We start from the raw sequence: 25,197 nt of genomic DNA on the forward strand, positions 1-25,197 counted from the left end.
TTTCATGGAACTCGCCGTCGAAAGCCTGGAAACCCCGGCCCTGACCAAGGCGCAGCTGGCGGAGTTGCTGTTCGACCAGATCGGTTTGAACAAACGCGAATCGAAGGACATGATCGACGCGTTTTTTGATCTCGTCACTGACAGCCTGGTGGAGGGCGCAGACGTGAAAATTTCAGGTTTCGGCAATTTCCAGATTCGCACGAAGGCACCCCGTCCGGGCCGAAACCCCCGTACGGGCGAGCCTGTGGCCATTGAGGCCCGTCGCGTGGTCACGTTCCACGCCAGCCCCAAGCTCAAGGAGCAGGTGCAGATGGCAGTGATTGGAGGCTGAAGGCAATCCCCTTCAAGCGTGGATACTAAAAAACGGTGACTTTTGTCACCGTTTTTTCTTTGGCTGTTCAAGTTGGCGGCGAGGTGTTTGTTTACTTCTCGACACAATCACAACAGTGCTTACAGAAATTTCTGCTGCGCTGCGCGGACCAGCCATTGTTAGAGTAGATTTCAAGGTTCGGTTTGTACCGCTTTGATTTTCATGGAAAAAACCCTTCCTCCCATACCAGCCAAGCGCTACTTCACCATCGGCGAAGTGGGCGAACTGTGTGGTGTCAAGCCCCATGTGCTGCGGTATTGGGAGCAGGAATTTACCCAGTTGCGGCCCATGAAGCGCCGGGGCAACCGCCGCTACTACCAGCACCATGAAGTACTCATGATTCGGCGCATCCGTGAACTTCTGTACGACCAGGGTTTCACCATCAGCGGTGCCCGCAACAAACTGCAGGAAATGGTGCAGTCAGAACGCGAGAGACGCCGCAACGACGACGGTGACGCAGTCGATTTGGTTGACTTCAGTGAAGCTGCGGGCGTGGACGATGTGGTTGCTGACGGGTCTCCTGCTGAGATTCCTTTTTCCATTCCCGCGTCTTCGTTGATCGGTATGCGACGCGAGCTCTTGGAAATTCGCGAGCTTCTGAGCCTGCAGGTCTGAAACCTGCCAATTGCTGGCTATAATGAGAGGCTTGTCGGCGTGTAGCGCAGCCTGGTAGCGCACTTGCATGGGGTGCAAGGGGTCGCGAGTTCGAATCCCGCCACGCCGACCATTATTGAAAAGCCCGCAATCGAAAGGTTGCGGGCTTTTTCGTTCGGCTGGGGCTGGAATCCCGTGCTGCCAGGTCGGCCGAGGCGCGCTCGGCGGTTTCACGCAATGTCGATTGCGTGAAATCTGAAACGTCCGAGGCGACGGTCGGCGAAATAGCACTCCAGCGTTTCGCGAACCGTGCGGAACGCGATCTCGTCCCAAGGAATCTGGTCTTCGGTGAAGAGCCTGGCTTCGATGGTTTCAAAACCGGGATCAAACTGGTCGCTGAGCAAACGCGCCCGGTAGTACATGTGCAACTGGCCGACGCGTGCCACGTTCATCAGGGTGAACAGCTCGCCGAGTTCGATCTGCGCCCCCGCTTCTTCGATGGTCTCGCGGTGAGCGCCCTCGGCGGTGGTTTCGCCCAGCTCCATGAAGCCGGCCGGCAAGGTCCATTTGCCCTTGCGCGGCTCGATGTTGCGCAGGCAGAGCAGCACCTGTTCGCCGGTCTCGCCCCACACCGGCACCGTGCCCACCACATTGAGCGGGTTCTCGTAGTGCACGGTGTGGCACACGGTGCAGATCGCGCGGGGTTTGGTGTCGCCGTCGTCGGGAAGCCGGTAGGTGACGCTCGCGCCGCATTGGCGGCAGTGCTGAATGGGGCTGCGTTGCATGCGGCAAAGTGTAGGGGGAAATGACCAAGGGCTCCGTGAGGAGCCCTTGGTCTGTGGGGGTGGAGACAGGGTCTCCGGTGATCAGCCCTTCTTGGCCGGCGCCGCCGCTTTGGCGGGCGCCGCAGGCGCTGCGGCCACCTTGCCGTGCTTCTCGATCAGGCCCTTGGCGGTCTCCAGCAGCTGCTTGCCGTTGAAGCCGCGCTTGTCCATGTCCTGCATCCACTCCACCTCCACCAGGCGGGCCTTGCGCTTGAATTCCTGCGCTTCGGCGGCGGGGATGGTGTAGATCGAGTTGCCCTGTTTGACGGCCGATTCGCGACCGGCGATGTCGCCGGTCTGCTGCACCTTGCCCAGCCAGGCCGAGGTCTCCAGGCCGGAGTTCTTGTCGATGATGGCCTTCAGGTCGGGCGGCAGCGAAGCGTATTTGGCCTTGTTCATCGCCATCACGAACGTGGTCGTGTAGAGCGCGCCGCCGGCGGGGTCGAACTCGCTGTGGAACTTGGTCAGCTCGTGCACCTTGACCGAGGGCACCACTTCCCAGGGGATCACGCAGCCGTCGATCACGCCTTTGGAGAGCGCGTCGGGAATCTGCGGCAGGGGCATGCCCACTGGCGACGCGCCCAGGTAGCTCAGCATCTTCGTGATCTGGCGCGTGGGGCCACGCACCTTGGAACCGGCGAGGTCAGCGGCGGTTTTGACCTGCTTGTTGCGCATGTGGAACATGCCCGGGCCATGCACCTGGAGCGCCAGCACCTGCACGTCCTTGAACTCGTCCTTGGCGGCGCTCTGGGTGTATTCCCAGAAGGCTTTTGAGGTGGCTTCGGCGTTGTTCATCATGAACGGCAGCTCGAACACCTCGATGCGCGGGAAGCGGCCGGGCGTGTTGCCGGGCAGGGTCCAGACGATGTCCACCACGCCGTCGCGGGCCTGGTCAAACAGCTGCACGGGCGTGCCGCCCAGCTGCATGGCGGGGTAGGCCTCGAACTTGATGCGGCCGTCCGAGTCCTTGGTGACCTTGTCCATCCAGGCCTTGTGCATGTTCAGCCACACGTTGGACTGCGGCGCCATGAAGGTATGGAACTTGAGCGTGACGCTTTGCTGCGCCAAGCCCACCAGGGCGGGCGCACCGAAGGCCACGGCGGCGCCGGACTGTAGCAAGGTTCTGCGTTGGATCATGGGAAGGGTCTCCTGGGTTCAGTCAATCAAAAGAGGAAAGCGAGGGAGTCAGCCCGACGAAGTTAAGGCCTGAAGCGGTGGGGCGCTTCAGGTCAAACCCGCGAGGGGCAAATGGGAATGTCCATTTCGTGATTTATTTTTATGAAATGCATTCACCTATGCGAAATTATAAGTGGGCACTGATGGTGGTCAGGCCCGGGTTCATGCCACCTTGACCGTGATGCCGCTCAACCCGTCGACGCCACCGGTCATGGTGTCGCCCTTGACCACCGCCGCCACGCCTTCGGGCGTGCCGGTGTAGATCAGGTCGCCGGGCCGCAGTTCCCAGGCGTTGGACAGGTGTTCGATGGTTTCGGCGATGTTCCAGATCAGCTTGGCGACGGTGCTGCGCTGGCGGTCGCTGCCGTTGACCTGCACCCAGATCGCCGCGTTGGCGATGTCGCCGACCTCGGCCTCTGGCGTGATCGGGCCGATGGGGGCCGATTGGTCGTAGGCTTTGCCGATGCACCAGGGGCGACCCTGCTTCTTCATCTCGCTCTGCAGGTCGCGGCGCGTCATGTCCAGGCCCACGGCGTACCCAAAGATGTGGCTGGCGGCGTCTTCGGCCTTGATGCCACGACCGCCTTTGCCAATCGCCACGACCAGCTCGATCTCGTGGTGCAGGTTGGAGGTGAGGCTGGGGTAGGGGATGACGGCGGTCTTGCCGGCGTCGGCGACCACGATGGCGTCGGCCGGCTTGAGAAAGAAAAACGGTGGCTCGCGGCCGGTGAAACCCATCTCCTTGGCGTGCTCCTCGTAGTTGCGGCCGACACAATAGATGCGGTGCACGGGAAAACGTTCAGCGCGTCCGACCACGGGCACGGAGACGACGGGCGGTGGGGTGAAAACGAAGCTCATAAGGTCCTTTCTGGCGCGGGATGAAGGGGCAAGGCAGTCAGTACTGGCTGGCGGGCAGCCGCACCACCAGCCCGTCGAGCGCGGGCGTGAGCTGAACCTGGCAGCTCAGGCGGCTGCCGGGCTCCACCGGGCTGGTGGCGAAGTCCAGCATGTCGCGCTCATCAGGAATGGGCGCCGACAAGAGCCGGGCCCAGGGCGGGTCGATCATCACGTGGCAGGTCGCGCAGGTGAGCGTGCCGCCGCAATCGGCGTCGATGCCCTTGACATCGGCGTCCACGGCCGCTTTCATGAGGCTTTGACCCGGTGGGGCCTGGATGGTTTGTTCCGTGCCGTCGGCGCGGATGAATCGGATCTGGATCATGGTCTCGTGGGAGTGGGTAATCAGGTGCGGCTGAAGTACTCGCGGCGCTCGAAATCGGTGGTGTCTTTGGCGTCGGCGTGGCGGTGAATTTCAGACTGTTTGACGCGGAAAAAATGGCGCACCACGTCTTCGCCCAAGCCCTCGTTGAGCGCCGCATCGGCGCGAAGCGCGGCCAGCGCTTCGCCCAGCGTGGTGGGTATTCTGGGGTGTTCGCTGGCATAGGGCGTGTCCGACGCGGCGGGGGGCTCCAGTCCGCGCAGAAGGCCGTCGAGCCCCGCGTGGATCTGCGAGGCGATGTACAGGTAGGGGTTGGCGGCGGGTTCGCCGATGCGGTTTTCGATGCGCGTGGCGCCATCGCCCGGCCCGCCGACCACACGCAGCATGGCGCCCCGGTTGTCCTGGCCCCAGATCACGCTCTGGGGCGCGAGGGCGTTCGGGCGGAAGCGGCCGTAGCCATTGACCGTGGGCGTGCACAGCGCGGTCATGCCCCCGGCGTGTGCCAGCAGCCCGGCCAGCCAGTGGGCACCGGCGTCTGACAGCAGGTGGCGCGCGTCCGCCCGCGTGCTGCCGGGATCGGCGCTGGCGCGCGCGAACGCATTGAACCCCGTGTCTCGCTCCACCAACGACTGGTGCAAGTGCCAGCCGCTGGACATGATGTTCGGAAACGGCGGGCGGCACATGAACGTGGCGTGGTAACCCGCGCGGCGCAGCGCCTGGCGCACGCCGTTGCGGAACAGCACCATCTGGTCGGCGGCGGTCATCGCGTCGGTGGCGTCGAACACCGCCTCCACCTGGCTGGGGCCCAGTTCGATTTCGATCGACTGCAGGGGCAGGCCGAGCGCCTGCGCGGTGCGCATCACGATGCGCATCGGCTCGTCGGCCAGGTCCATCATGGCCTCTGACTGCAGGTTGTAGCCCGGGTGAATCATCTCCACACTCGGCGGCAGGCCAGGCCAGCCGGCGAGCTCGGGGTCGAGCTGCGGCGTGGTGTCGGTGATGCGGTAGATGTGGAATTCGACCTCCAGGCCGGTCTTGAGACCGAAGCCGGTCTTGCCCAGTTTGGCCAGCGCCTGCTGCAACACACGGCGGCTGTCGATGGACACGGGCGTGGCGTCCTGGAACCAGGGCTGGCAGCGCAGCCAGGCCGTGCCGGCGCTCCAGGGCAGCAGCGTGAGGCTGGCCGGGTCGGGCAGCAGCATCAGGTTGGCGGCGCCTTCAAATCCGGGCAGATCGGCCGCGCCCCCGGACTCGAACACCTTCCAGGCTGTGCGGTCGGCGCTGTCCTTGAGCATCATCGTGCCCACCATGCCCACGCCGTTGCGCAGCGCGTGGATCGCCGCCGGCGCCATGAGCGTCTTGCCGCGCAGCATGCCGTGCACGTCGCACCAGCCCATGCGCACGCGCTGGATGTCGCTGGCTTCGATCAGCCGGGCCGCTCGTTGGCAGGCCGCTTCGCGTGTGATGTCGTGCAGGCCGCAGCGTTCGGCGAAGTGGGTCATTTGGCGCTGGCCGTTTCGGTCGCGGCTTGCGCGGCGGCGTTCTGCCAGGGCGCGCCTGCGCGTTTGGCGCGCACCGCGTCTTGCCACCAAGTCTGCCAGCCATCGGCGGGGGCGATGCCGTCCACGGTGTCGGGGCCGGTGATCAACGGCGCCTGTGCGGGGTCGGCGATGCCGGGTGCTGTGCCGCCTTGCTCCACGGTGTCCATGGCCTGCAACAACATGCGCCGGTTCGCCATGATCACCTTGTCTGTGGTGCCCAGGTGTTCGCGCGTGCGGTCCTGGATGGCGCCCATGCTCTCGCAGGCCCACTGGTCGTGCACGTTGATGTCGTCCTCGCCCATGCCGAGGTAGGTGCGGTTCTGCTGCTCTTCGGAGCTGAAGCCCCACTGGTTGTGGCGGCCGGACTTTGGGATGTAGTCGGGCAGGGTGACGGCTTGCAGGCGCTGGTTGCGCATGGTGTCCTTGTCCACGGGATCAGCGAAGCTGGTGAAGAAGGCAAACCAGTGGTTGTGCGTGTCGTCCACCGGCACGTGCATCTGCGTGATGGTCATGGTTTCGGACAGCGGGATCACGAAGGTCTGCGGGAACACCGCGTTGGTGATGCGCACGTGGGTGAGCGCGTCGGTCATCTTGCGCAGTGCGGTCAGCTGCAGGCCATACGGCTGTTGAGTGAAGCTGATCTCCGGCTGGGCGAACTCGCGCATCACCTTGGTCATGGGCCAGCGCTCGCCGCCCACCTCGCCCACGCTCGCGCCGCGGAACTGTTTGCCGTAGCTGCCTTCGAGCGAAGCGTCGTTGAAGAAGCGGTGCAGGTACGAAGCGTGGGCCGGGTCGATGCCGACCTCAAACGCCTGCAGCCAGTTGCAGTGCCACAGGCCCTTGAACACGAAGCTGTGCGTGGCCGGCGCTTCAAAACAATCGAGCGCGGGGAAGGGCGGCGGCGTGCTGCCTTCGGGGCCGAACCAGCCGAACAGCGCGCCCGCCTTTTCCACCAGCGGGTAGCTGCGCTGTCGGATGCGGGTGCACAAAGTGCTGCCGGCGGGCTCGGCCGGGGTTTCGGTGCATTGGCCGCTCACGTCGAACTTCCAGCCGTGGAAGGGGCAGCGCAGGCCGTCGCCTTCGTTGCGGCCAAAGGCCAGGTCGGCGCCGCGGTGCGGGCAGTCGCGGTCGAGCAGGCCGAAGGCGCCTTGGGCGTTCCGGAACAGCACGAAGTCCTGCCCCAGCAACCGCACCGCCTTGACCGGGCGCACGGTCATGGCCGGGTCCAGCGCAGGGTTGAACTCGTCGAGCAGCGCCACCGGTTGCCAGTAGCGACGCAGCAACTCGCCGCCCGGTGTGCCTGGCCCGATCTGGGTGATGCGCTGGTTCAGTTCGGCTTTCATGCGGGTCTCCTGCAGAACATGGCTGAAACGGTGCCGCGGGGCGGCCGCAGCCCGACAGTTTGCACCAGCTGGCGGCCAGGCTCTGTCTCGCGTGTGGGAGCCGGGCCGGTGTATCGTCGAATCATGGAGACACCCATCGACAACGCCCCGACCACCGACCGCAGCGGCCTGACGCTCAAGCGTGTGGCCATCGACACCTACCACGAGAACGTGGCCTATCTGCACCGCGACTGCGCGGTCTACCGCGCCGAAGGCTTTCAGGCCCTGTCCAAGGTGGAGGTCCGTGCCAACGGCAAGCGCATCCTGGCCACGCTCAACGTGGTGGACGATGCGTCCATCGTGGGCGGCAACCAGCTCGGCGTGTCGGAAGACGCTTTTGCCCAGTTGGCCGTGCCGGACGGCCACCCGGCGTCGGTGTCCCAGGCCGAGCCGGCCGAATCCATCCCGGCGCTGTTCCGCAAGATCAACGGCGAGCGCCTCACGCGCGACGACTTCCACGCCATCGTCCACGACATCGCCGAGCACCGCTATTCCAAGATCGAGTTGACCGCTTTTGTGGTCGCCAGCAACCGCAGCGAGCTCGACCGCGAAGAGGTGTTTTTCCTCACCGAAGCCATGGTCGCCAGCGGCCGCAAGCTGGACTGGCACGAGCCGCTGGTCGTGGACAAACACTGCATCGGCGGCATTCCCGGCAACCGCACTTCCATGCTGGTGGTGCCCATCGTCGCCGCCTATGGCCTGGTGTTTCCCAAAACCTCGTCGCGCGCGATCACCTCGCCCGCGGGCACGGCCGACACCATGGAGGTGCTGGCCAATGTGGAGCTGCCGTTCGAGCAACTCACCGGCATCGTGCACTCGCTCAAAGGCTGCCTGGCCTGGGGCGGCACGGCCAACCTGTCGCCGGCCGACGACGTGCTGATCTCGGTCGAGCGGCCGCTGAACATCGACTCGCCCGGGCAGATGGTGGCGTCCATCCTGTCGAAGAAGATCGCCGCCGGCGCCACCCACCTGGTGCTCGACATTCCCATCGGTCCCACGGCCAAGGTGCGGTCCATGCCCGAGGCTCAGCGCCTGCGCCGGCTGTTCGAGTACGTGGCGCAGCGCCTGCACCTGTCGCTGGACGTGGTCATCACCGACGGCCGCCAGCCCATTGGCCGAGGCGTCGGCCCGGTGCTGGAGGCTCGCGACGTGATGCGGGTGCTGGAGAACCATCCGGACGCGCCCGACGATCTGCGCCAGAAGTCGCTGCGGCTGGCGGGCCGCCTGATTGAATGCAGCCCCGACGTGCGCGGTGGCGACGGGTTCGGCATCGCCCGCGACATCCTCGATTCGGGTCGTGCACTGGCGCAGATGCAGGCCATCATTGCGGCGCAAGGGGCGCGCGAGTTTGACCACCACCACCCGGCGCTGGGCGCGCTCACGCTTGAAGTGATTGCGGCGCAGGCGGGCACGGTCACCGGTATCGACAACCTGCAGATCGCGCAGATCGCTCGGCTGGCAGGGGCGCCCAAGGTGAAGGTGGCGGGCGTGGACTTGCGCGCCAAGCTGGGTGACAGCGTGCAAGCCGGTGAGCTGCTGTACCGGGTGCACGCCAGCTACCCGGCCGATCTGGAGTTCGCCCGCCAGGCAGTGGCCCGCGCCAGTGGCTATAGCATCGGCGAAGCGGGGCAACTGCCCCATGTTTTTGTGGAGTCCTGATGAGTGCCAGCCCCGAATCCGCCAGCGGCATGCTGCTGTGTTTTGACGATGAACAGACCATCGCCCAGGCAGCGGCCGCTGCAGCGGGCCTTGCGTTCGGCGTGATTCAGCGCCACCGTTTTCCCGACGGCGAGTTGCGCCTGCGCCTGCCCGAGTCACTGCCGCCGCGCGTGGTGATCTGGCGTGGGCTGCACCAGCCCAACGAAAAGCTCGTGGAGCTGCTGCTCGTGGCGCCCGCTGCGCGGCAGCTCGGCGCGGAGCACCTCACACTGGTGGCGCCGTACCTGGCCTACATGCGGCAGGACATTGCCTTCAACCCCGGCGAGGTGGTGAGTCAGCGCGTGCTGGGCGCCTGGCTGGCCACGTTGTTTGACGCCGTGATCACCGTGGACCCGCACCTGCACCGTGTGGCGACACTGGAAGAAGCGGTGCCGGTGAAAGACGCCATCGTGCTCAGTGGTGCGCCGCTGCTGGCGGATTTCATCGCCAGCCAGCGTCAGGATGTGCTGCTGATCGGCCCAGACGAAGAGTCTCAGCAGTGGGTGGCGCGGGCCGCACAGCGCCACGGCTGGCAGAGTGGCGTGTGCCGCAAGCTGCGCCACGGCGACCGCCATGTGGACATCGACCTGCCCGATCTGTCCGTGGCTGGCCGCGCGGTGGTGCTGCTGGACGACGTGGCCAGCTCGGGTCACACGGTGGCCCAGGCTGCGCGTTTGCTGAAGGCGGCGGGCGCGGCTTCGGTGGATGCGGCGGTGACGCACGCGCTGTTCGCCGCCGGGGCGGTGCAACTGGTCCATGAAGCCGGTGTTGGCCAGATCTGGAGCACCGACTGCATTCCGCATGCGAGCAACGCCGTGAGCATCGTGCCCGCGGTGGCGGCGGCGCTTCGTGAGCTCGTCGCGACCGGCCGATTCACTGCCTGAACGCCTCGCGCCGTGGCGTCCGCCTGGCGCGGTATTGCAGCGCCCAGGCCACCGTGCGACCTTTCGTTGCGGGCTATGCGCGTCAGCGCACCGACCACAGGGCGTTGCCTGCCTAAGCTGGTTGAAGACGGACGCGCAGCTCACACGCTGCACCACCGCCCAAACCATGCGCTGGCCTGATCTGCCGACGCCCAAAGCCCGTGCCAGAAGCTGATCAACTCTGCAGGGCCTCTCTTTTCGTGGGGGCGGTCCTTGTAAGCGACCAAGGAACCATCATGAACTCCATCAAACTCATCGCCATTGCCGCCGCCACCCTGGCGTTGACCGCCTGCTTCTCTCTGCCAGCGGGCCCAGCCGGGGCCACCGGTGCGACCGGTGCGACCGGTGCCACAGGCGACACGGGTGGAACGGGCGCCACCGGTGCCAAGGGAACCACCGGCTACACCGGAGCCACAGGCGGCGCTGGCGCCACCGGTGCCACAGGCGACACGGGTGCTACCGGCTACACCGGCGCCACGGGTGACACAGGGGCGACCGGGTACACCGGTGCCACGGGCGCCACAGGCAGCACCGGTGCTCGCGGCGCTACCACAAAGGGCGATACGCTGGTCATTGTTCCGGCGCGCTGAAGCCCTCACGGCCGGGCACGTCAGCTGCCCTGAAAGGGGTGGCTGACGTGCCAGGACAGGGTGCGCCAACCGGTTTATCCTCGGCGTCCATGAAGCTTTACAACTACTTCCGCTCCTCGGCCTCGTTCCGCGTGCGCATTGCGCTGGCACTCAAAGGCCTGCCCTACGAATACCTGCCGGTGCACCTGGCCAAGGGCGAACACAAACAGGCGGCTTATGGCGACATCGCGGCCGACCAGCTGGTGCCGGTACTGGAACTGGACGATGGCACGCGGCTGTCGCAATCCATGGCCATCATCGAGTACCTGGACGAAATCCTTCCTGAACCCGCCCTGGTGCCGCGCGACGTGCTGGCCCGTGCCCGTGTGCGGGCGCTGGCCCAGTCGATCGCCTGCGAGATCCACCCGATCAACAACCTGCGCGTGCTGAAGTACCTGTCCAAGGAACTGAAGGTGGACGAAGACGCCAAGAACACCTGGTACCGCCACTGGGTGCGCACCGGGCTGGAGTCTTTTGAGCGTCAACTGGCCCAACAACCGGTTTCACGCTTCTGCTACGGCGACATGCCCACGCTGGCCGATTGTTGTCTTGTTCCCCAGATATTCAACGGCCAGCGCTTCAACACGCCGCTGGACGGGTTGCCGCGCACCATGGCCGCGTTCGACGCCTGCATGGCGTTGCCGGCCTTTCAGCAGGCCCAACCCTCCGCCAGCCCGGACTTCGAAGCCTGATGCCCATGCCGCAAGACTGGCTGGTGCCCGACTGGCCGTCGCCGGTCCGGGTGCGGGCCGTGTTCACCACCCGCTCGGGCGGTGTCTCGGCCGTGCCGTTCAACAGTTTCAACCTGGGTGACCATGTGCGCGACAACCCGGCGGCGGTCGCTACCAACCGGGTGCGTCTGGCCGATGCCATGGGTGCGCGGCCGGTGTTCCTGAAGCAGGTGCACGGCACGGCGGTGGCGACGCTGGCTGCTGACACGCCCGATGAAATCGAAGCCGATGCCTGCATCAGCACGCAACCCGGCGTGGCCTGCACCATCATGGTGGCGGATTGTCTGCCGGTGCTGTTCACAAACATGCTGGGCACGGTGGTGGCCGCTGCCCATGCCGGCTGGCGCGGTCTCGCAGGCGAGGGCGCCGAGCTCGCCGGGCAGGGCGTGCTGGAGGCAACGTTCAAAGCGTTCGTGAAGGCCGTGCAAGGCGAGGACCCGACGGCGAGTCGAGGCAGCGTGGCCGCCCATACCCTGGTCTGGCTCGGGCCCTGCATTGGTCCGGAAGCGTTTGAAGTGGGGCCGGAAGTGCTCCAGGCGTTCGTTGCGCAGCGCGCCAGCGCCGCCGCCTGTTTTTCGCCGTCATCTGCGCCAGGCAAATACCGCGCGAACCTTCAGGCTTTGGCCCGCCAACGCTTGCTGGCATTGGGCATCACCAAGGTGTCTGGCAACGATGGCACACCCGCGTGGTGCACCGTGTCGCAGGACTCAAGGTTCTTTTCTCACCGTCGCGACGCTGTCCAGCTGGGCAGCACAGGCCGCATGGCCGCCTGCATCTGGCTGAACTGAATGGGGTGGCACTGCCGTTTCGCTTGCGGCGGCACGGCGAGCCTGGTCTTCAGCCGCTTCACGCGCTTTGATTTCTTTGCGGCGTTGTGGCGTGCGCATCAGGTAAACCACCAATGCGACCGGAAGCAAACCGTACAAAAAGAAGGTCACAATGGCCCCGAGAACGGTCCCCGTCGTGTTCGACGCTTCGGCCACCGCCATCATCAGCACCACGTACAGCCAACCGATTACGACCAGATACACAGCGTTCCTTGCACAGCGGGAAAGAAGTTGTCAGCTTGCTGGAAGCAGCCAGACAGACACTAGGGAAAACCCGGAATCTCTCCCCAGAGAACCCGATAATAAGCCGCTGGTCAAAACCATTGGAGACATGCATGACATCTGGGAAAAACGCCCCTCAGCCTTGGCTGGAGGCTGCGCAGCAGTTTCAGCAAAACCTCATCAATCAGTGGACGCAGGCCGCCCAGGCCTTTCCGGGTGCTGCGGCGCAAGCGCCACAAGGCACCGTCGATCCGTTCGCCGCGTTCAAGTCCTTCATGCCGCAAGCCGGTGCGGGCAACCCGTTTGGCATGGCCATGCCCCAGGTGGGTGGGCCGATGGGCATGCCGGGCATGAGCGAGCTGTTCAACACCGCAGCGGGCCAGAAGGTCAGCTTTGATCCGGCCAAGCTGCTCGACATCCAAAACACCTACCTTCAGGACGTGGCGGGTCTCTGGAACCACGGTCTGGACGCCAAGGCACAGGGCGACCGCCGTTTCGCAGGAGAAGCGTGGTCGAGCAATCCGGTGGCCGCTTTTTCGGCCGCGGCCTACCTGCTCAACGCTCGCACCCTGATGGCTCTGGCCGATGCGGTAGAGGGCGATGCCAAGACCAAGACGCGCGTGCGTTTTGCCGTGCAGCAGTGGATCGATGCCAGCGCGCCGAGCAACTTTCTGGCCTTCAACGCAGAAGCTCAGAAAAAAGCCATCGAAACCCAGGGCGAGAGCATCGCCAAGGGCGTGGCCAACCTGCTGCACGACATGAAGCAGGGCCACGTGTCCATGACGGACGAGAGCGTGTTCGAGGTCGGCAAGAACGTCGCCACCACCGAAGGTGCCGTGGTGTTTGAAAACGAGCTGTTCCAGCTCATCGAATACAAGCCGCTCACCGCCAAGGTGTACGAGCGTCCGTTCCTGCTGGTACCACCCTGCATCAACAAGTTTTACATCCTCGATCTGCAGCCTGCCAACTCGCTGATCCGCTATTGCGTCGAGCAGGGCCACCGCACCTTTGTTGTGAGCTGGCGCAACCCGGACGAGTCGATGTCCGGCAAGAGCTGGGACAACTACATCGAAGACGCGGTGATCAAGGCCATTGGCGTCACTCAAGACATCACCGGTGCCGAAACCATCAACGCGCTGGGTTTCTGTGTCGGCGGGACCATGCTCAGCAACGCCCTGGCCGTGTTGGCCGCACGCGGCGAAGAGCCAGTGAACAGCGCGACCTTCCTCACCACGCTGATCGACTTCACCGACACCGGCATCCTCGACGTGTTCATCGACGAGCCCTTCGTGAAGATGCGCGAGATGCAGTTCGCCCAGGGCGGCCTCATGCCCGGGCGTGATCTGGCCACGACCTTCAGCTTCCTGCGCCCGAACGACCTGGTGTGGAACTACGTGGTTGGCAATTACCTGAAAGGTGAGTCGCCGCCGCCGTTCGACCTGCTGTACTGGAACTCGGACGCGACCAACCTGCCCGGCCCTTACTATGCTTGGTACCTGCGCCAGACCTACCTGGAAAACAACCTCGTCAAGCCCTGCAAGACCACCGTCTGCGGGGAGAAGATCGATTTCCGTCAGGTCAAGCTGCCGGTCTATATCTACGGCTCGCGCGAAGACCACATCGTGCCCATCGGCGGTGCTTACGCCAGCACTCAGGTGTTCCCGGGCAAGAAGCGTTTCGTCATGGGCGCTTCCGGCCACATCGCCGGTGTGATCAACCCGCCTGCAGCCGGCAAGCGCAGCCACTGGGTGAGCAGCGCCGCCAAATTCCCGGCCGACGTGAACGAGTGGATTGCGGGCGCCACTGAACACAAAGGCAGCTGGTGGACCGACTGGGCCGCTTGGCTCAAGCCATTGGCTGGCAAGCAAATTGCTGCCCCCAAAACCTATGGCAAAGGCAAGGCCTATGCCGCCATCGAACCCGCACCCGGCCGCTACGTCAAGGCCAGGGCATGAATTTTTCACAACCGATTTTTTGACCTCTGAGGAGACAACCCATGGAAGACATCGTCATCGTTTCAGCCGCCCGCACCGGCGTGGGCAAGTTCGGCGGCTCGCTCGCCAAGACCCCGGCCACCGAGCTGGGCAGCATCGTGATCAAGGCGCTGCTGGAACGCACTGGCCTGCCGGTCGATGCCATTGGTGAGGTGATCATGGGCCAGGTTTTGGCCGCAGGCGCGGGCCAGAACCCGGCCCGCCAGGCCATGATGAAGGCCGGTGTGGCCAAGGAAACGCCGGCACTGACGATCAATGCCGTTTGCGGCTCGGGCCTGAAGGCCGTGATGTTGGCCGCGCAGGCCGTGGCCTGGGGCGACAGCGAGATCGTGATCGCCGGCGGCCAGGAAAACATGAGCGCCAGTCCGCACGTCTTGAACGGCAGCCGCGACGGCCAGCGCATGGGTGACTGGAAGATGACTGACACCATGATCGTGGACGGCCTGTGGGACGTCTACAACCAGTACCACATGGGCATCACCGCCGAGAACGTGGCCAAGGCCCATGGCATCACTCGCGAAATGCAGGACGCCCTGGCCGCCGGCAGCCAATCGAAGGCCGCCGCCGCACAGGCCGCCGGCAAGTTCAAGGACGAGATCGTTGGCGTGAGCATTCCGCAGCGCAAGGGCGACCCGGTGGTGTTCAACAGCGACGAGTTCATCAACGCCAAGACCACCGCCGAGGTGTTGGCCGGTCTGCGTCCTGCCTTCGACAAGGCCGGTTCGGTGACTGCTGGCAACGCATCGGGTATCAACGACGGTGCCGCCGCTGTGATGGTGATGACGGCCAAGAAGGCCGCTGCCCTGGGCCTCACGCCGCTGGCCCGCATCGCCGCCTTCGGCACCAGTGGTCTGGACCCGGCCACCATGGGCATGGGCCCGGTGCCAGCCTCGCAGAAAGCCCTGGCCCGCGCGGGCTGGAAGGCGTCTGACGTCGACGTATTCGAACTCAACGAAGCTTTTGCTGCGCAGGCTTGTGCGGTCAACATGGCGCTGGATATCGACCCGGCCAAGGTGAACGTCAACGGCGGCGCCATCGCCATCGGTCACCCGATCGGCGCGTCCGGTTGCCGCATCCTGGTGACGCTGTTGCACGAAATGCAGCGCAGCGGCGCCAAGAAGGGTTTGGCGGCGTTGTGCATCGGCGGCGGCATGGGCGTTTCTTTGGCGGTGGAGAGATGATCCACCCCCGCGCCGCCTGCGGCGTCACCCCCTCAGGGGGGCGCCAGCAGCGGCCTGGCAAACCCGGTTTCGCGCTGGCCTGAGCTGGCGCGTTCCCGATCCACATTGTTTTTTAAATGCCACACGGCACCACCTAGAGGAGCACACAACATGAATCAAAAAGTAGCGTACGTCACCGGCGGCATGGGCGGCATCGGTACCGCTATCTGCCAGCGCCTGCACGCAGAGGGCTTCAAGGTCATCGCCGGCTGCGGCCCGACGCGTGACCACCAGAAATGGATTGACGAGCAGAAAGCCCTGGGCTACACCTTCTATGCGTCGGTGGGCAACGTGGGTGACTGGGACTCCACCGTGGAGGCCTTCACCAAGACCAAGGCCGAGCACGGCAGCATCGACGTGCTGGTCAACAACGCTGGCATCACCAAGGACCGCATGTTCCTGAAGATGTCTCGCGAAGACTGGTCCGCAGTGATCGAGACCAACCTGAACTCCATGTTCAACGTGACCAAACAGGTGGTGCCTGACATGGTGGAAAAAGGTTGGGGTCGCATCGTCAATATCTCGTCGGTGAACGGCGAGAAGGGCCAAGCAGGTCAAACCAACTACTCGGCCGCCAAGGCTGGCATGCACGGCTTCTCGATGGCGCTGGCTCAGGAACTGGCCACCAAGGGCGTGACGGTCAACACCGTGAGCCCGGGCTACATCGGCACCGACATGGTCAATGCCATCCGTCCGGACGTGCTGGAGAAGATCGTCGCCACGGTGCCGGTCAAGCGCCTGGGCAAGCCCAGCGAAATCGCGTCCATCATTGCCTGGCTGGCGAGCGAAGAGGGCGGCTATGCCACCGGTGCCGATTTCTCTGTCAACGGCGGTCTGCACATGGGCTAGGACGCATGGCCTCACAAAAGCCCCGCCCAGGCGGGGCTTTTTACTTTTTGATTCCTGTTGATGTTGCAAATCGGTGGTTGTAGGTGAATATCCTGATTTGACAGCGGGGTTGGTGTGTAATACGTGATCGTGCAAAAGGACTCGTGTCACACCGATGTGTGATTTGTCCCTGAACGTAGGGTGAAGAAAAGGTTTTTTCATTTCTTCACACGGGTCGGACGAGTGGGTCCGCAATACTTGACCAAGAGCCATTCACTGGTTCTGTTGAGTGTTCATGCACTTGTCCGATGGCCATTTTTTGTTTTTTTGGAGTTTTTTTACATGACTTTCAACCTTCGAAGCGTCGCATTCGCCACGATGTGGGCCGCTGTTGCAACCACCGCCGCAGCACAAACCAACGCCATCAAGGATGCCGACGGCAATGTGGGCTACGCCACGGCTGAAGCCTGTGACGCGGCCGTGCTCGACGGTTCCGCCAAGTTTTACACCCCATCCACCCGCATGGCGCCCAAGCGCCGCGCTGGCGAAGCCACGGTGACCGGCATGACCCTCAAGGATCTGGGCGCCGAATACAACCTGGGTGCCTGCGACAAGGGTGCTCCGCACGCCTTTGGCCGTGGTGGCGTGAGCAAGGCGTTGCAGGGTCGTTGGATCCCGTACAGCGCCTCCATGCCCATCAACGCCTACAAGGACAAGAGCGGCAAAATCGTGCGCGTGACCATGCGCGATTGCGACAACAACTTCTCTGGCATGTTCCCGCGTGGCGTGCCGGCTCCGGCACCCAAGGCCGCAGCGCCCGTGGCACCGGTCGCCGTTGCACCGGCACCTGTCGTGGTCGCTCCAGCTCCGATGGCAGCGCCTGCGCCAGCGCCCGTGGCACTCAAGCCTGCCGTTGTCGCGTTCCCGTACGTGTTCGGTACCCTGGGTGCCCAGCGCGATCTGGTCGGCAACGACGCCATCAATGGCATTGCTCAGCACAATGACCACGACTCGAAGTTGGCCTTGCAGGCCGGCGCTGGCTACCAGTTCAACAAGCTGTGGGGTGCAGAAGCCTTTGTGCAAGCCGGTAAGCGCCTGAACTACGAAAACGGTTTCGAGTCCCAGGCCCGCACACTGGGTCTTCGCGCCACCGTGGGCCAGGACATCGGCGAGGCGACGCGTGTATTTGCCAAGCTGGGTGTCGCGCGCGTGGATCACCCGCAAGACACGGCCGGCGCGGCTCAGACCCGTCCGACCGTGGGTCTGGGTGTGACGTACAACCTGAACAACAACCTGGCGCTGCGCGGTGACTTCGACCACTACGTCAAGAAGAACACCAGCTCCGGTCAGGACTGGAAAGCACTGAACTACGTGGGCATCGGCCTGCAGTATTCGTTCAAGCCTTGAGCATTGACTGACGGTCTTCCCTGACCGAGCCGCCGAGCATGCCGCACACTGCGGGGTGCTCGGCGGTTTTTTTTTGCCAACACGGCCAGGGTCCCACCGTCGGCCTATGGTCAGCGGATTCCCGTTGAAGGCATCACACTCGTTGAAAGCCGGTGCTGGGATAATCCCGGCATGTTGTTTTCTGGTTCTCTGGTGTCCGATGCTCCGTCGGCACCTGCTTCCCCTTTCTGGCGCTTGTCGGTCGCTCCCATGATGGGCTGGACCGACCGCCATTGCCGCTATTTCCACCGCCTGCTGACCCGCCACACCTTGCTCTACACCGAGATGGTGACCACGGGTGCGCTGATCCATGGCAACGCTGCCCAACACCTGCATTTCAATGGCGAGGAACACCCGGTGGCTTTGCAGCTGGGTGGCAGCGAGCCCGCCGATCTGGCGCAGTGCGCGAAGCTGGGCCAGGACCGCGGTTACGACGAAATCAACCTCAACTGCGGCTGCCCGAGCGAGCGTGTGTTGCGTGGGGCCTTCGGCGCCTGCCTGATGGGGGAAGCCGAACTGGTGCGCGATGGTGTGAAGGCCATGGTTGACGTGGTGGGCATTCCGGTCACGGTCAAGCACCGCATCGGCATCGACAAGGTCGAAAGCTACGACTTTGTGCGCGACTTTGTGGGCACGGTGGCCGAGGGTGGCTGCACGACCTTCCTGGTGCATGCGCGCAACGCCTGGCTGCAGGGCCTCTCGCCGAAAGAGAACCGCGAAATACCGCCGCTCCGCTACGAACTGGCCTACCACCTCAAACGCGACTTCCCTCACCTCACCATCGCGGTCAATGGCGGCATCACCACCAACGCGCAGATCGCCGAGCACCTGGCGCAGGTGGACGGCGCCATGATCGGCCGAGAGGCGTACCACAACCCCTGGCTCATGGTCGATTGGGACGCCCGCTTTTACGGTGACGCAACCCGCGAAGCGCCCACGCGCGACGCGGTGGAGCTGGCCATGGTGGGCTACATGGAGCGTGCCCACGCCGAAGACGGCGTGAACTGGTATTCCATCGCCAGCCACATGCTGGGCTTGCGCCACGGTCTGCACGGCGCGCGCAAGTGGCGCCAGGTCTGGAGCGACCACCGTCTGAAACCGCTGCCACCGCGAGAGGTGTGGGCGATGGCCCAGGTCCACGTCAGCTCGCAGGCCGATGCGGTGATGGCCGAGGCCTGATTTCCGACCGTGGACTGAACTTTTCGGAGACAATTTCCTCACACGCACAGAGCTTGCCGAGACAAATGACATCAGATGCGGCAAGCCCTTGATCGGGCGGTGGTTGCGTGACGCCCGACACCGACGTCGGCGGGGAGCGGGCCTGGACGTTGGTGACCTTTCCGATTGGCGACCGCTCCGTCTTGGAGGTCGTATGGACGTTGTCCGTCATTTCCTGAACCGCTACGAACAGGCACGCGAGGAAGAGCTGTCGATCGAAGACTACCTCGACGCCTGCAAGCGGGATCCACTGGTCTACGCCACCGCGGCGGAGCGAATGCTGGTTGCGATCGGCGAGCCGGAGTTGTTCGACACCCGGCACGACCAGCGGCTGTCGCGCATTTTTGGCAACAAGGTCATCAAGATTTACCCGGCGTTCCGGGATTTCTATGGCCTGGAGGAGCCGATCGAACAGGTGGTTTCCTACTTCCGTCACGGCGCGCAGGGGCTGGAAGAACGCAAGCAGATCCTGTACCTGCTGGGCCCCGTGGGCGGTGGCAAATCCTCGATCGCCGAGCGCCTGAAACAGCTCATGGAACAGGTGCCGTTCTATGCGCTCAAGGACTCACCGGTCAACGAATCGCCGCTCGGTCTGTTCAACGCGGCCGAAGATGGTTCGTTGCTCGAATCGCAGTATGGGATTGCGCCGCGGTATCTGGGGCGGGTGATGTCGCCCTGGGCGGTCAAGCGGCTGGAAGAGTTCGGCGGTGATATCCGGCGCTTCCGTGTCGTCAAGCGTTTCCCGTCGGTGTTGCGCCAGATCGCGATCGCCAAGACCGAGCCGGGCGACGAAAACAACCAGGACATTTCTTCGCTGGTGGGCAAGATCGACATCCGCAAGCTGGAGACCTTTGCCCAGGACGACCCGGACGCCTACAGCTATTCGGGTGGCCTGTGCCTGGCCAACCAGGGGCTGCTGGAGTTCGTCGAAATGTTCAAGGCGCCGATCAAGGTGCTGCACCCCCTGCTGACCGCCACCCAGGAAGGCAACTTCAAGGGCACCGAAGGCTTTGGCGCGATACCGTTTGACGGCATCGTGATGGCGCACTCCAACGAAAGCGAGTGGAAGGCGTTTCGGAACAACAAGAACAACGAGGCCTTTCTGGACCGGATCTACATCGTCAAGGTGCCGTACTGTCTGAGGGTGTCGGAAGAGATCAAGATCTACGAGAAGCTGATCCGAAATTCATCGTTGGCACAGGCCATCTGCTCCCCCGGAACGCTGAAGATGCTGGCGCAATTCGCGGTGTACACCCGCCTGAAGGAGCCGGAAAACTCCAGCATTTTCAGCAAGCTGCTGGTGTACGACGGCGAGAACCTGAAAGACACCGACCCCAAGGCCAAGAGCTTCCAGGAGTACCGCGATTACGCCGGGGTGGACGAGGGCATGACCGGCATTTCCACCCGCTTCGCGTTCAAGATCCTGTCCAAGGTGTTCAACTTCGACAGCACCGAGGTGGCGGCCAACCCGGTGCACCTGATGTATGTGCTGGAGCAGCAGATTGAGCGCGAACAGTTCGCCGCCGAGACCGAGCAGAAGTACCTGGGCTTCATCAAGGAGACGCTGGCGGTGCGCTACGCCGAGTTCATCGGCAAGGAAATCCAGACCGCTTACCTGGAGTCGTACTCCGAATACGGCCAGAACATCTTCGACCGCTATGTGACCTACGCCGACTTCTGGATCCAGGACCAGGAATTCCGCGACACCGACACCGGTGAAATCTTCGACCGATCCTCGCTCAACGCCGAGTTGGAGAAGATCGAAAAGCCCGCCGGCATCAGCAACCCGAAGGACTTCCGCAACGAGATCGTCAATTTCGTGCTGCGTGCGCGGGCCAACAACGCAGGCAAGAACCCGCTGTGGACCAGCTACGAAAAGCTGCGCGCGGTGATCGAGAAAAAGATGTTCTCCAACACCGAAGACCTGCTGCCGGTGATTTCGTTCAATGCCAAGGCCAGCGCCGACGAGCAGAAGAAACACCAAGACTTTGTCAACCGCATGGTCGACAAGGGCTACACCACGCGGCAGGTCCGGCTGCTGTGTGACTGGTACCTGCGCGTGCGCAAGAGTTCTTGAGCCGCCGGTTCCTGATGTCCTGAAACACGGAAGGCAGGTCAGCATGCTCCAACAGATCGTCGACCGCCGACTCTCGGGCAAGAACAAGTCCATCGGCAACCGCGAGCGTTTTCTGCGTCGCTACCGCGAGCAGATCGGCGACGCGGTGCGCAAGGCCGTGTCGGGCCGCAGCATCCGGGACATCGAGCAGGGCGAAGACATCACCCTGCCGCGGCGCGACGTGTCCGAGCCTGTGTTTGGCCACGGGCGGGGCGGGATGCGCGAGTCGGTGCACCCGGGCAACCGCGAATACGTGCGGGGTGACCGCATCGACCGGCCGGCCCAGGGCGCCGGGGCTGGCGGCGCGGGCGGGCAAGGCGGCCAGGACGGCCTGGGCGAAGACGATTTTGTCTTTCGCATCACGCGCGATGAGTTCATGCAGGTGTTCTTCGACGACCTGGCGCTGCCGCATCTGGTGCGCACGCAACTGCTGCCCGATGCGCCCGAATGGAAGTCGCATCGCGCGGGCTTCATCTCGGAGGGCAATCCCGCCAGTCTGCACGTGGTGCGTTCCCTGCGCACAGCGCTGGGCCGCCGCATCGCGATGGGAGGCGATGTGCGGCGCCTGCTGAACGAGCTGCAGGTCGAATTGGCCGAAGCCGAGCGCAACAAAGCCACGCCGACCGCAGGGATCCGCTTGCTCAAGGAGCGCATAGAGGCCCTGCAGCGCCGGTTGCGGCAGATCCCGTTTCTGGACACGCTGGACCTGCGCTTTCGCAACCGGGTGCGGATTCCACTGCCTTCGGCCAAGGCGGTGATGTTCTGCCTGATGGACGTGTCGGGCTCGATGGATGAAGCCCGCAAGGACATTGCCAAGCGGTTCTTCATCTTGCTGTACCTGTTCCTGCAGCGGCACTACGAACGCACCGATGTGGTGTTCATCCGCCACCACACGCAGGCCGCCGAGGTGAACGAACCGGAGTTTTTCCAGGCCACCGAGAGCGGGGGCACCGTGGTGTCGAGCGCGCTCACGCTCATGCACGACATCATCCAGGCGCGTTACCCGCCGGGCGACTGGAACATCTACGGCGCCCAGGCTTCGGACGGCGAGAACTGGTACAACGATTCGGCCCGCTGCAGCGAGCTGCTGCAGCGCAAGCTGCTGCCTTTGGTGCGCTATTTCGCCTACGTGCAGGTGGCCGGTGACGAGCAGAACCTCTGGCAGGAATACACCCGGGTGCACGAGAAGGACCCCCGGTTGGCCATGCGCAAGATCACCGAGGCCGCCGACATCTACCCGGTCTTCCGGGAACTGTTCAGAAAGGCAGGCGCGGCATGAACGCCCGCTCCGAATCTGCGCCCGTTCCGCCAGCTTCGCCGGATGCCCCGGACGGCGCGTTGTCGGCCGCTCCGCGCCCGTCGCTGCCCTGTCCGTCGGACTGGACCTTCGAGCTGATCGAGACCTACCACGCCGAGATCGCGCGGGTGGCCCGGGAGCAAGGGCTGGACACCTACCCGGTGCAGTTGGAGGTGATCACGGCGGAGCAGATGATCGACGCCTACGCCTCGGTGGGCATGCCGGTGAACTACCGGCACTGGTCGTTCGGCAAGCAGTTCATCGCCACCGAGAAGAACTACCGGCGCGGCCACATGGGGCTGGCCTACGAGATCGTGATCAATTCCGATCCCTGCATTGCCTACCTCATGGAAGAAAACACCATGACCATGCAGGCGCTGGTGATCGCGCACGCCTGCTACGGCCACAACTCGTTCTTCAAGGGCAACTACCTGTTCCGCATGTGGACCGACGCGTCGTCGATCATCGATTACCTGGTCTACGCCCGGGGCTATGTGGCCGAATGCGAGGAGTTGCACGGCGTGGAGGCGGTCGAGCAATTGCTCGACGCCTGTCACGCCCTGATGAGCCACGGCGTGGACCGGTACCGTCGCTCCCAGAAGCCGTCACTGGCCGAAGAGGAGGCCCGACGCAAGGACCGCGAAGCCTATCTGCAGCAACAGGTCAACGACCTCTGGCGCACCCTGCCCAAGTCCTCGGTCAAACAGGTGGACAAGTCCAGCCGCCGGTTCCCGGTGGAGCCGGAGGAAAACCTGCTGTACTTCATTGAAAAGAACGCCCCACTGCTCGAACCCTGGCAGCGCGAGGTGGTGCGCATCGTGCGCAAGGTGGCGCAGTATTTCTACCCGCAGCGCCAGACCCAGGTCATGAACGAAGGTTGGGCCACGTTCTGGCACTACACCCTGCTCAACACCCTGTACGACGAAGGGCGCCTCACCGACGGTTTCATGATCGAGTTCCTGCGCTCCCACACCAATGTGGTGAACCAGCTGCCGGTCAAGCACCCGGGGTACAGCGGCATCAACCCCTACGCGCTGGGGTTTGCCATGTTCAGCGATCTCAAACGCATCTGCCAAGCGCCCACCGAGGAGGACCGGCGCTGGTTTCCCGACATCGCCGGTTCGGACTGGCACGCGACCCTGGACCACGCCATGCGGCACTACCGGGACGAGAGCTTCGTCGGCCAGTTCCTGTCGCCGCGGCTGATGCGCGAGATGCGCCTGTTCGCGGTCGTTGACGACGAGCACAGCCTCGACCTGGAGGTGTCTGCCATCCACGACGACGCCGGCTACCAGCGCGTGCGCGAAGCACTGGCGCGCCAGCACGATCTGAACGAACAGGAACCCAACATCCAAGTCTGGAACGTCGCTGTGCGGGGCGACCGCTCATTGACGCTGCGCCACATCCGCCAGCACGACCGCCCGCTCCCTGAGAGTTCCCGGGAGGTGCTCAAACACGTGGCGCGGCTCTGGGGCTTCGGGGTGCGGCTGGAGAGCGTTGACCATCACGGCAAGATGGTGCAGCACTGGGATGTGAACCCGCCGGTCACCGAGTTCCAGGCCACTACCGGCCCGTGATCTTGGCTTTGAGTTTGGTGATGCCGATGAAGTCCATGATGATCTTCTCGTAGATCGGCTCGGACGTGCCTTTCTCCATCTTGCGCATGAAGTACTTCTCGAAAGCCACCTTGGCCAGGTGCACCCACTTGCCTTCGGCGAACCAGCTCACGTTGCGCGGCGGGATCTGCGGCAGCGCCACGAAGGCCGCGCCGGTGTCGCCGAAGTCGGCCAGACACACCGTGTTCCAGGTGGCCTTCTGTGTGGGTTCCTGACCGTCCAGCAGTTCACGGATGTTGTGGGCCGTGGCCGTGACCATGGACTCGATCATGTAGCCGGTCTTGGGTGTGCCGCAGGGAATGGGCGTGACTTCCACGGGCGGAATCGCCACACAAACCCCGATGCTGAAGATGTTCTTGAACTTGGCGTTGCGCTGGTGTGCGTCGATGGTGATGAAGCCGCGCGGGTTGGTCAGGCCCTCGATGCCGAACACCGCGTCCACACCCTTGAAGGCTGGCAGCATCATGCTGTGCTTGAAGGGCAGCACGTGTTCCTTGATCGGCTGGCCCTGGTCGTTGTGCTCGGTCACGTACATGTTGCCGGCCTCGACCCTGGTGGTCTTGGCGTTGCAGATCCACTTGATGTGGCGCTGGCGCATGGCTGATTCGAGCATGCCCTTGGAGTCGCCCACGCCGCCCAGACCGAGGTGGCCGATATAGGGCTCGGGTGTCACATAGGTCATGGGCACTTGGTCGCGGATCTTGCGACGGCGCAGGTCGGTGTCCATGATCATGGCGAACTCGTAGGCCGGGCCGAAGCACGACGCACCTTGCACTGCTCCCACCACGATGGGGCCGGGTGCTTTCACAAACCCGTCCCAAGCGAGCTTGGTGGTTTCGGCGTGACTCACATGGCAGACCGATTGCGTGTGGCCGCCGTGCGGGCCCAGGCCTTCGACTTCGTCAAACGCGAGCTTGGGGCCGGTGGCGATGACCAGGTAGTCGTAGTCCACCCGGCTGCCGTCTTCCAGCTCGATCTGGTTGGCGTCAGGGTGCACGCGCTTGGCGCGCTGGATGATGGATTCGATGCCTTTGCGCTTGAGCGCCGGGGCAATGTCCACCTCAATGTCCTTGCGTTTGCGCCAGTCCACCGCCACCCAGGGGTTGGACGGGACAAAGTGGAACTTCGGCGCTTCACTGATCACGGTGACCGTGTCGCCTGCGCGGGCGAGCGCCTTCATTTCGTAGGCCATGGGCATGCCGCCGAGGCCGGCGCCCAAAATGACGATGTGAGCCATGGGTTTGTCTCCAAATGATCTGTGTTTCAGTCCTTTGGATGATGTATGCCCCTGGGGGTATATGGATTGATATTTGTCAACCCCGTGACCCG

The 25,197-nt window shown here is 63.9% G+C and carries 23 protein-coding genes and 1 tRNA gene; 16 read left to right on the forward strand and 8 right to left on the reverse strand.

The window, feature by feature from the left end:
- The first annotated feature begins 4 nt into the window (after positions 1-4).
- The 3 genes from B0E41_RS11675 to B0E41_RS11685 all read left to right on the forward strand — a co-directional run bounded on the left by B0E41_RS11675 (position 5) and on the right by B0E41_RS11685 (position 1,097).
- The gene (locus tag B0E41_RS11675) at positions 5-331 is read left to right on the forward strand and encodes an integration host factor subunit alpha (protein WP_077331313.1); all 327 of its coding nucleotides are present in this window, start codon (positions 5-7) and stop codon (positions 329-331) included.
- A 201-nt stretch (positions 332-532) separates the two neighbouring features.
- Positions 533-985, forward strand: coding sequence for a MerR family transcriptional regulator (locus B0E41_RS11680; RefSeq protein ID WP_077331379.1), 453 nt, complete (start codon positions 533-535; stop codon positions 983-985).
- A 35-nt stretch (positions 986-1,020) separates the two neighbouring features.
- A tRNA-Pro gene (locus B0E41_RS11685) sits at positions 1,021-1,097 on the forward strand.
- A 97-nt stretch (positions 1,098-1,194) separates the two neighbouring features.
- On the opposite strand, the gene B0E41_RS11690 is transcribed toward B0E41_RS11685, so the two are convergent.
- From B0E41_RS11690 to B0E41_RS11715, 6 genes are all read right to left on the reverse strand, one after another.
- Positions 1,195-1,749 (reverse strand): NUDIX hydrolase, encoded by a 555-nt coding sequence (locus B0E41_RS11690; protein WP_077331314.1) that lies wholly within the window; start codon positions 1,747-1,749, stop codon positions 1,195-1,197.
- A gap of 81 nt (positions 1,750-1,830) precedes the next feature.
- Complete coding sequence (locus B0E41_RS11695) at positions 1,831-2,925, reverse strand: TRAP transporter substrate-binding protein (RefSeq protein ID WP_077331315.1); 1,095 nt, start codon at positions 2,923-2,925, stop codon at positions 1,831-1,833.
- A gap of 201 nt (positions 2,926-3,126) precedes the next feature.
- Positions 3,127-3,822: a fumarylacetoacetate hydrolase family protein gene (locus B0E41_RS11700; protein ID WP_077331316.1), complete on the reverse strand. Its 696-nt coding sequence runs from the start codon at positions 3,820-3,822 to the stop codon at positions 3,127-3,129.
- 37 nt (positions 3,823-3,859) lie between these two features.
- The gene (locus B0E41_RS11705) at positions 3,860-4,183 is read right to left on the reverse strand and encodes a 2Fe-2S iron-sulfur cluster-binding protein (protein WP_077331317.1); all 324 of its coding nucleotides are present in this window, start codon (positions 4,181-4,183) and stop codon (positions 3,860-3,862) included.
- Between the two features lie 20 nt (positions 4,184-4,203).
- Entirely contained in the window at positions 4,204-5,682 is a 1,479-nt protein-coding gene (locus B0E41_RS11710) for a glutamine synthetase family protein (RefSeq protein ID WP_077331318.1), read from the reverse strand.
- Positions 5,679-7,064: an aromatic ring-hydroxylating dioxygenase subunit alpha gene (locus B0E41_RS11715; protein ID WP_077331319.1), complete on the reverse strand. Its 1,386-nt coding sequence runs from the start codon at positions 7,062-7,064 to the stop codon at positions 5,679-5,681. Before B0E41_RS11715 ends, B0E41_RS11710 begins: the two co-directional genes overlap by 4 nt.
- Before the next feature lie 123 nt (positions 7,065-7,187).
- On the opposite strand from B0E41_RS11715, the gene B0E41_RS11720 reads away from it, so the two are divergent.
- From B0E41_RS11720 to pgeF, 5 genes are all read left to right on the forward strand, one after another.
- On the forward strand, positions 7,188-8,762 hold the full coding sequence (locus B0E41_RS11720) for a thymidine phosphorylase family protein (protein ID WP_077331320.1): 1,575 nt from the start codon (positions 7,188-7,190) through the stop codon (positions 8,760-8,762).
- Complete coding sequence (locus B0E41_RS11725) at positions 8,762-9,685, forward strand: ribose-phosphate diphosphokinase (protein ID WP_077331321.1); 924 nt, start codon at positions 8,762-8,764, stop codon at positions 9,683-9,685. Before B0E41_RS11720 ends, B0E41_RS11725 begins: the two co-directional genes overlap by 1 nt.
- Before the next feature lie 275 nt (positions 9,686-9,960).
- Positions 9,961-10,314, forward strand: coding sequence for a hypothetical protein (locus B0E41_RS11730; protein ID WP_077331322.1), 354 nt, complete (start codon positions 9,961-9,963; stop codon positions 10,312-10,314).
- A gap of 89 nt (positions 10,315-10,403) precedes the next feature.
- Positions 10,404-11,045: a maleylacetoacetate isomerase gene (gene maiA, locus B0E41_RS11735; protein WP_077331323.1), complete on the forward strand. Its 642-nt coding sequence runs from the start codon at positions 10,404-10,406 to the stop codon at positions 11,043-11,045.
- Positions 11,046-11,050: 5 nt separating this feature from the next.
- Positions 11,051-11,872 (forward strand): peptidoglycan editing factor PgeF, encoded by an 822-nt coding sequence (pgeF, locus tag B0E41_RS11740; RefSeq protein WP_077331380.1) that lies wholly within the window; start codon positions 11,051-11,053, stop codon positions 11,870-11,872.
- Here the strand turns inward: pgeF and B0E41_RS27570 are convergent.
- Positions 11,792-12,115 carry a hypothetical protein gene (locus tag B0E41_RS27570; RefSeq protein WP_077331324.1) on the reverse strand — a complete coding sequence of 108 codons (324 nt, stop codon included), beginning with the start codon at positions 12,113-12,115 and terminating at the stop codon, positions 11,792-11,794. The two genes, pgeF and B0E41_RS27570, sit on opposite strands and share 81 nt — an antisense overlap.
- Positions 12,116-12,468: 353 nt before the next feature.
- On the opposite strand from B0E41_RS27570, the gene phaC reads away from it, so the two are divergent.
- The 8 genes from phaC (at position 12,469) to B0E41_RS11785 (ending at position 23,829) form a co-directional block, all read left to right on the forward strand.
- Complete coding sequence (gene phaC, locus B0E41_RS11750) at positions 12,469-14,088, forward strand: class I poly(R)-hydroxyalkanoic acid synthase (RefSeq protein ID WP_253194804.1); 1,620 nt, start codon at positions 12,469-12,471, stop codon at positions 14,086-14,088.
- 41 nt (positions 14,089-14,129) lie between these two features.
- Positions 14,130-15,308, forward strand: a complete 1,179-nt coding sequence (locus tag B0E41_RS11755; protein WP_077331325.1) for an acetyl-CoA C-acetyltransferase — start codon at positions 14,130-14,132, stop codon at positions 15,306-15,308.
- Positions 15,309-15,458: 150 nt separating this feature from the next.
- A complete protein-coding gene (gene phbB / locus B0E41_RS11760) occupies positions 15,459-16,196 on the forward strand; it encodes an acetoacetyl-CoA reductase (protein WP_077331326.1) in 738 nt (245 codons plus the stop codon).
- Positions 16,197-16,517: 321 nt separating this feature from the next.
- Positions 16,518-17,582 carry an outer membrane beta-barrel protein gene (locus B0E41_RS27115; RefSeq protein WP_171984737.1) on the forward strand — a complete coding sequence of 355 codons (1,065 nt, stop codon included), beginning with the start codon at positions 16,518-16,520 and terminating at the stop codon, positions 17,580-17,582.
- Positions 17,583-17,753: 171 nt separating this feature from the next.
- Positions 17,754-18,800, forward strand: coding sequence for a tRNA dihydrouridine(20/20a) synthase DusA (dusA, locus tag B0E41_RS11770; RefSeq protein WP_077331327.1), 1,047 nt, complete (start codon positions 17,754-17,756; stop codon positions 18,798-18,800).
- 193 nt (positions 18,801-18,993) lie between these two features.
- Complete coding sequence (locus tag B0E41_RS11775; RefSeq protein ID WP_077331328.1) at positions 18,994-20,916, forward strand: PrkA family serine protein kinase; 1,923 nt, start codon at positions 18,994-18,996, stop codon at positions 20,914-20,916.
- 43 nt (positions 20,917-20,959) lie between these two features.
- Positions 20,960-22,234 (forward strand): YeaH/YhbH family protein, encoded by a 1,275-nt coding sequence (locus B0E41_RS11780; protein WP_077331329.1) that lies wholly within the window; start codon positions 20,960-20,962, stop codon positions 22,232-22,234.
- Complete coding sequence (locus tag B0E41_RS11785) at positions 22,231-23,829, forward strand: SpoVR family protein (RefSeq protein WP_077331330.1); 1,599 nt, start codon at positions 22,231-22,233, stop codon at positions 23,827-23,829. Before B0E41_RS11780 ends, B0E41_RS11785 begins: the two co-directional genes overlap by 4 nt.
- On the opposite strand, the gene B0E41_RS11790 is transcribed toward B0E41_RS11785, so the two are convergent.
- On the reverse strand, positions 23,816-25,105 hold the full coding sequence (locus B0E41_RS11790) for an FAD/NAD(P)-binding oxidoreductase (RefSeq protein ID WP_077331331.1): 1,290 nt from the start codon (positions 25,103-25,105) through the stop codon (positions 23,816-23,818). The genes B0E41_RS11785 and B0E41_RS11790 overlap by 14 nt on opposite strands.
- Between the last annotated feature and the right edge of the window lie 92 nt (positions 25,106-25,197).

Source organism: Hydrogenophaga sp. A37, from assembly GCF_002001205.1.
Lineage (GTDB): Bacteria > Pseudomonadota > Gammaproteobacteria > Burkholderiales > Burkholderiaceae_C > Hydrogenophaga.

Bases quoted from the DNA above. Each gene is read 5' to 3' on its own strand.
- maiA (WP_077331323.1), top strand. From the start codon at position 10,404: ATGAAGCTTTACAACTACTTCCGCTCCTCGGCCTCGTTCCGCGTGCGC.
- phaC (WP_253194804.1), top strand. From the start codon at position 12,469: ATGGGCATGCCGGGCATGAGCGAGCTGTTCAACACCGCAGCGGGCCAG.
- B0E41_RS11720 (WP_077331320.1), top strand. From the start codon at position 7,188: ATGGAGACACCCATCGACAACGCCCCGACCACCGACCGCAGCGGCCTG.
- B0E41_RS11675 (WP_077331313.1), top strand. From the start codon at position 5: ATGGAACTCGCCGTCGAAAGCCTGGAAACCCCGGCCCTGACCAAGGCG.
- B0E41_RS11710 (WP_077331318.1), bottom strand. From the start codon at position 5,682: ATGACCCACTTCGCCGAACGCTGCGGCCTGCACGACATCACACGCGAA.
- B0E41_RS11690 (WP_077331314.1), bottom strand. From the start codon at position 1,749: ATGCAACGCAGCCCCATTCAGCACTGCCGCCAATGCGGCGCGAGCGTC.
- B0E41_RS11700 (WP_077331316.1), bottom strand. From the start codon at position 3,822: ATGAGCTTCGTTTTCACCCCACCGCCCGTCGTCTCCGTGCCCGTGGTC.
- dusA (WP_077331327.1), top strand. From the start codon at position 17,754: ATGTTGTTTTCTGGTTCTCTGGTGTCCGATGCTCCGTCGGCACCTGCT.
- B0E41_RS11705 (WP_077331317.1), bottom strand. From the start codon at position 4,183: ATGATCCAGATCCGATTCATCCGCGCCGACGGCACGGAACAAACCATC.
- B0E41_RS11730 (WP_077331322.1), top strand. From the start codon at position 9,961: ATGAACTCCATCAAACTCATCGCCATTGCCGCCGCCACCCTGGCGTTG.
- B0E41_RS11780 (WP_077331329.1), top strand. From the start codon at position 20,960: ATGCTCCAACAGATCGTCGACCGCCGACTCTCGGGCAAGAACAAGTCC.
- B0E41_RS11790 (WP_077331331.1), bottom strand. From the start codon at position 25,105: ATGGCTCACATCGTCATTTTGGGCGCCGGCCTCGGCGGCATGCCCATG.
- phbB (WP_077331326.1), top strand. From the start codon at position 15,459: ATGAATCAAAAAGTAGCGTACGTCACCGGCGGCATGGGCGGCATCGGT.
- B0E41_RS11695 (WP_077331315.1), bottom strand. From the start codon at position 2,925: ATGATCCAACGCAGAACCTTGCTACAGTCCGGCGCCGCCGTGGCCTTC.
- B0E41_RS11715 (WP_077331319.1), bottom strand. From the start codon at position 7,064: ATGAAAGCCGAACTGAACCAGCGCATCACCCAGATCGGGCCAGGCACA.
- B0E41_RS11785 (WP_077331330.1), top strand. From the start codon at position 22,231: ATGAACGCCCGCTCCGAATCTGCGCCCGTTCCGCCAGCTTCGCCGGAT.
- B0E41_RS11775 (WP_077331328.1), top strand. From the start codon at position 18,994: ATGGACGTTGTCCGTCATTTCCTGAACCGCTACGAACAGGCACGCGAG.
- B0E41_RS11680 (WP_077331379.1), top strand. From the start codon at position 533: ATGGAAAAAACCCTTCCTCCCATACCAGCCAAGCGCTACTTCACCATC.
- pgeF (WP_077331380.1), top strand. From the start codon at position 11,051: ATGCCGCAAGACTGGCTGGTGCCCGACTGGCCGTCGCCGGTCCGGGTG.
- B0E41_RS11725 (WP_077331321.1), top strand. From the start codon at position 8,762: ATGAGTGCCAGCCCCGAATCCGCCAGCGGCATGCTGCTGTGTTTTGAC.
- B0E41_RS11755 (WP_077331325.1), top strand. From the start codon at position 14,130: ATGGAAGACATCGTCATCGTTTCAGCCGCCCGCACCGGCGTGGGCAAG.
- B0E41_RS27115 (WP_171984737.1), top strand. From the start codon at position 16,518: ATGACTTTCAACCTTCGAAGCGTCGCATTCGCCACGATGTGGGCCGCT.